General features: G+C 41.9%; 4 protein-coding genes. All 4 read left to right on the forward strand.

All coding sequences use genetic code 11. From position 1 onward, the window contains the following. Positions 1–1,607: ABC transporter substrate-binding protein (locus V7659_RS19785; protein WP_335541621.1), on the forward strand; the 1,607-nt coding region annotated here is incomplete at its 5' end. Between the two features lie 39 nt (positions 1,608–1,646). Further along, positions 1,647–2,561: an ABC transporter permease gene (locus V7659_RS19790; RefSeq protein ID WP_420491748.1), complete on the forward strand. Its 915-nt coding sequence runs from the start codon at positions 1,647–1,649 to the stop codon at positions 2,559–2,561. A 30-nt stretch (positions 2,562–2,591) separates the two neighbouring features. After that, positions 2,592–3,482 carry an ABC transporter permease gene (locus V7659_RS19795; protein ID WP_335541623.1) on the forward strand — a complete coding sequence of 297 codons (891 nt, stop codon included), beginning with the start codon at positions 2,592–2,594 and terminating at the stop codon, positions 3,480–3,482. A gap of 13 nt (positions 3,483–3,495) precedes the next feature. Further along, positions 3,496–5,359, forward strand: a 1,864-nt coding sequence (locus V7659_RS19800; protein ID WP_335541625.1) for an ABC transporter ATP-binding protein, incomplete at its 3' end; no start/stop codon positions are given.

Genomic DNA, 5,359 nt, shown 5'->3' on the forward strand with positions numbered 1-5,359 from the left:
CCGTTCTTGTACTTCTATTAGCTGGCTGCTCAAGTGGTGCAAGCTCGAGCGGCAGCGATGAAACCACCGGCAAGAATGAGGGCAAGGCTTCTCTTGGTGGAGAGCTTACATATGCCTTGGCTACTTCACCAGATACGCTCGATCCTCATCGCAGCGGTTTAGCGGTAGCAGTTCGGGCCTTTAGAACGATATTTGATAGTTTAGTAGTGCTAGCACCCGACAATACGATTCAACCATGGCTTGCAACCGAATGGGCCGTATCGGAGGATGGAAAAAGCTATACCTTTAAGTTGCGCCAGGATGTGAAGTTTCACGATGGAACACCATTTAATGCGGAAGCTGTGAAATACAATTATGACCGGATTATTGATCCAAAAACCAAAGCGGCCAATGCGTTAGCGTTAATCCAACCATATGAATCATCCGAAGTCATTGATGAGTACACGATAAAAATCAACCTTTCGACCCCTTCTACATCGTTTTTAAGTAATCTAAGCCAAGGGTTACTTGGGATTGTATCGCCAACAGCGGCAGAGAAATATGGAGATCAGTTTGGTAAAAATCCAGTCGGAACCGGCCCATATAAATTTGTCAGTTGGACAGAGAATGCGGACATTCAAGTGGAGAAAAACAATGACTACAAATGGGCTCCTTCCATCGTAGAAAACAAAGGTGCACCTAAGATAGATAAAATTACGTTTAAAATTATCCCAGAGGAAGCAACCCGAATTGGCAGTGTACAAAGTGAGCAAGTTCTCGCAGCGGAAACAGTACCGCCGCAAAATATCCTTTCATTAAAAAATGATCAAAGAACCCAATTGTTGCAAGTGAATACGATTGGGCTTCCGTATACGCTTTTCTTCAACCAAAGAAAAGAACCATGGAAGGATGTCAAGGTTCGTAAAGCAGTTCAGCTCGCTGTCGATGTGGATGCGATTGTTAAAACACTGTATCTAAACACGTATAAGAGAGCATGGTCACCACTGTCACCAGGAATTTTTGGATATGATCAATCGCTTGAAGGCAGTGTAAAGCCCGATATTACAAAGGCAAATCAACTCCTTGATGAACTTGGCTATGAAAAAGGGGCGGATGGGATTCGAGTAAAAGACGGCAAGAGATTGACATTGAATTATGTAGATGGGTCTCCTAACCGTGAGAAACGTAATGATATCGCCATTATCATTCAACAACAGTTAAAAGAGATTGGTATTGCAGTGGAAATCAATATTACCAAGGATGTTGCCTCAGTCGTCTATCAAAATGCAGATTATGATTTGTATGGAAATAGCCAAGTAAATTCTGATCCCAATGCGCTGCGTGCGATCTATCATACACAAACTCCAGAACAGGAGGCTGCATTTAAGGGCTTAGGTGGAGGATCAAATTCAGAATTGGATCAATTACTAGAACAAGGAACAGGAGAATCAGACCCGGCAAAACGGGAAGACATTTATAAAAAAGTGCAACGAAAAATTATTGATGAGGCATGGATTTTACCTATTTATGTTTTCCCATATACAGTAGCTGCATCTAAGAAAGTAAATGGAATTGAATTTGATGCATTAGGTTATCCGTTGTTCAACGACGTATCGATTGGAAAATAAAGTGAAGAGGAGCTGATACATGTGACATTAATCAATAAGATGATGCTAAAAATCTCGACGGCATTAGTATCGATTATTGGCTCCTTAATCCTTGTCTTTTGCATCAACTATTTATTGCCGGGGGATCCAGTGCTATTTATGATTGATCCCTCTGTGGCAACACCGGAAATGGTTGAAAATTTGCGCAAGGAATTGGGGCTCGATCAACCGTTTTATATGCAATTTATTCACTATTTCACCAATATTCTGCAAGGCGACTTCGGACAATCGTTAGTTAATAGCGAACCAGTACTTCCGAAGATTTTAGAACATTTTCCTGCCACCCTTGCTTTGACCTTTGCTAGCGCCGTAATTTCTGTTGTGATTGGGGTTACGTTCGGAGTGTTGTCAGCGATTTATCAGAATAAGTGGATAGATATCATGGCACGTTTAATTGGCTTATTTGGGATATCCATGCCAACATTTTGGTCAGGGATCTTACTCATTCTTATCTTTTCCGTCTCATTGAACTGGTTTCCTGCTATGGGGTCAGAGGGTTGGAAAACGCTTGTGCTACCATCACTTTCTCTAGGTTTTGTCGGTGCAGGATTGATTATTCGGATGGTCCGAAATAGCATGCTGGAAGTGATTAATGAGCAATTTATTATCACGTTGCGTGCGAAAGGCCTCTCAGAACGAGTCGTCATGTATCGTCATGCTCTTCGTAACGCAATGATTCCAGCAATAACGATTATCGGTCTGAATATTGGGGAGTTGATGGCAGGTACGGTGGTCATTGAAACGGTATTTTCAAGACAAGGAATTGGGAGAATTGTAGCAGATGCGATCATGGCGAAAGATCTGCCAGTGATTCAAGGTGTTGTCTTCTTTAGCGCGATAGTCTATGTGATAGTCAATTTGTTAGTGGATCTTTCGTACTCGATTATCGATCCGAGAGTCCGCCGATCCCAGTAAAAGATGACAATCAAAAAAGGGGTGATGACAATGAGAGAAGTGACGAATACCAAAGCAATACTAAAGATTCCAAAATGGAATATAGCCAATTTTAAAATTAACTTTACTGTTTCGAATCTATTTATCTATTTTTCTGGTCTGATTATGTTATTCATTACTGCTAGTGCCCTATTTCCTAAATGGATCGCACCTTATTCGCCAACATTTATGAACACAGAGTTGATATTAAGTGCCCCAAGTGCTGCACACTGGTTTGGGACTGATTATTTTGGGAGAGATGTGTTTAGCCTTGTGGTTTACGGGAGCAGGGATTCCCTCTTAATTGGTGCTGCTTCAGTAGTCGTTGGCGGATTTATTGGGGGGGCCTTAGGTGCACTTGCTGGATATATTGGTGGCTTCATTGATGTCATTTTTATGAGGTTGATTGAAATCTTGATGACGATCCCTGGTATTCTCTTAGCCTTAGCCATAGCTGCTGTTCTCGGACCAAGCTTGTTTAATATTGTCTTAGCTGTTGCGGCTGCGTCGATCCCAGGGTATGCCCGTGTGATGAGAGGCCAAATGATGAGTATTAAAAAACGGCAGTATGTGGATGCCTCACGATCGATTGGTACACCAAAATGGAGGATATTTCTTTGGCATATAGTACCGAACTCTTGGTCACCACTTTTAGTCATGGGGACAATTGGTTTGGGAACTTCTATTTTAATAGGTTCAGGATTAAGCTTTCTGGGGCTTGGGGTGATTAAGGAAATACCTGATTGGGGGGCACTTCTTTCCCAAGGAAGAGGTTATTTAACTGTTGGCTGGTGGATCTCCACATTCCCAGGCCTAGCCATTACTCTTTTTGTTCTTTCCGTAAATATTATTGGAGACCGACTTCGGGATATTTTTGATCCGAAAACAAGCAGAATGAGATGAAGGAGAGTAATAGATGGAAAAGCTGCTAGATATTCAGAATTTAAAAGTGGATTTCACCAATCAAAATGGAGACCTTACAGCCATTAAAGATGTGGTCTTGCATATTCAGCGTGGCGAAACGGTCTGCATCGTTGGAGAATCCGGAAGTGGCAAAACGGTTACATCGAAAACGATCATGAGACTGATTGATTATGAAAATGGAAAGATCGCGGATGGGAGGATTGTGCTAGATGGTATTGACCTGACACATTTATCTCAAAAAAAGCTTCGATCCATTCGCGGGAAAAAAGTCGCGATGATTTTTCAAGAACCAATGGCCGCTTTCGATCCTGTTTTTACAATAGGAAGCCAGATTATTGAAACAATCCTTGAAAATAAGCAATCTAGTAAACAAGAGGCGAAAGCGCGTGCGCTCTATTTACTGAATCAGGTGGGTATATCCGATGCCCAAATACGAATGAAACAATATCCGAATGAGCTGTCGGGAGGGATGTTACAGCGGGCGATGATTGCCATGGCACTGGCTTGTGGTCCTGATTTACTGATTGCAGATGAGCCAACAACAGCACTGGATGTCACCATTCAAGCACAAATCCTTAAGCTTTTACAGGAGTTAAAAGAAGAATATGGAATGTCGATTCTCTTAATTACCCACGATATGGGGGTTGCTGCAGAAATAGCCGACCGTATTATTGTGATGTATGCGGGACGAATTGTCGAGCATGCGAGCGTCAAACAATTGTTCGAGTTGCCTCATCACCCATATACATATGGGCTGCTGCAATCGATTACAACACTAGATCGTGATAGAAGTAAAAAACTTTATTCCATTAACGGGTCAATACCAGGGCTAACTCAACTACCATCGGGATGTCAGTTTCATCCACGCTGTCCGTTTGCATCTGAACGCTGTTCTGTAGAATCACCTCCATTGTTAGAAGTGAATGATCGCCAAACCGCATGCTGGCACGCAGAGGCACTAGTAATGACTGATAATTGGAAACATCCCGAAGTGGAAATAAACAAAGAGGTTTTGTCAGAAAAGAATGTCGTTCAAACCAATTCAGAATCTACGCGTCAACCTTTGTTTAGCATTCAAGAATTGAGCAAATATTATCCGATTGGCAAGAGTGTATTTTCTCGAAATCCTTCCTATATAAGAGCGGTCGACAATGTGTCCTTTACAATCGAAAAAGGGGAGACATTTGGTCTTGTAGGGGAGTCTGGAAGCGGAAAGTCCACTTTGGGGCGTGTTCTTTTACAGTTAGAGAAATCGACCAGTGGAAAGGTATTTTTTCAAGAACAGAATTTATCAGAACTTGCTTCAAACGAATTACGTAAAATGCGAAAGGATATGCAGGTGATTTATCAAGATCCGTATGGATCAGTAAATCCCCGTTGGAAGGTAGGGGATATCATTGGTGAGCCCCTTCAAGTTCATGAGTCACTTAGTGTGAAAGAAAAGGAAGAAAGAGTCAAGGAGTTATTAGAAATAGTTGGATTAAATAGTAACAGCTTCGATCAATATCCTCACCAATTTTCAGGAGGTCAGCGCCAACGGATAGCAATCGCAAGAGCCATTGCACTGAATCCGCAGTTTATTCTAGCAGATGAAGCTGTTTCGGCCTTAGATGTATCTGTACAGGCCCAAATTGTAAATTTATTACAAGAATTACAGCGCCAGAGGGACTTAACTTATCTATTTATTGCACACGGACTAAATATTGTTCGTCATATTTCTGATCGTATTGGTGTGATGTACTTGGGACAATTGGTTGAGATTGCTACGAGTGAAGAAATATTCTTACATCCTGCCCACCATTATACGAAAGGCCTAATTGACTCGATACCCCATGCCGACCCAACCCGTCAGAGAG

Origin of the sequence: Neobacillus drentensis, assembly GCF_036966985.1 — a bacterium.
Lineage (GTDB): Bacteria > Bacillota > Bacilli > Bacillales > Cytobacillaceae > Neobacillus > Neobacillus drentensis_E.

Excerpts from the sequence above, each read along its gene's own strand:
- V7659_RS19790 (WP_420491748.1), top strand. The coding sequence starts at position 1,647 with ATGATGCTAAAAATCTCGACGGCATTAGTATCGATTATTGGCTCCTTA.
- V7659_RS19795 (WP_335541623.1), top strand. The coding sequence starts at position 2,592 with ATGAGAGAAGTGACGAATACCAAAGCAATACTAAAGATTCCAAAATGG.